General features: G+C 61.0%; 1 pseudogene. It reads right to left on the bottom strand.

The window, feature by feature from the left end:
• Positions 1 to 80 (bottom strand): annotated as a pseudogene (locus ACQ4LH_RS22305) (hypothetical protein); the annotation flags it as partial.
• Between the last annotated feature and the right edge of the window lie 153 nt (positions 81 to 233).

Genomic DNA, 233 nt, shown 5'->3' with positions numbered 1-233 from the left:
TGCATATAGAGCGTATCGATAGCCTGCTCGGGCAGCATTTCCTCGAACAGCACCACCGGCGGACGCAGCACCCCAGCGCCTGNACAGCGCAGCGGTCTATAAAATTAAAACGAGTGGAGCGTCGTCGGCAGCCTGAGATGTGAATAAGAGCCAGGACATATAGAGCGGTGGGATAGCCTGCCCGGGAGGCGTTCCCYCGAACAGCACCACCGGCGGACGCAGCACCCCAGCGC

The organism is Pseudomonas peli, assembly GCF_050563605.1.
GTDB classification, from domain to species: domain Bacteria; phylum Pseudomonadota; class Gammaproteobacteria; order Pseudomonadales; family Pseudomonadaceae; genus Aquipseudomonas; species Aquipseudomonas peli_A.
The sequence above is the reverse complement of the archived record's forward strand: the minus strand, read 5'-3'. Positions and strand labels throughout refer to the sequence as shown.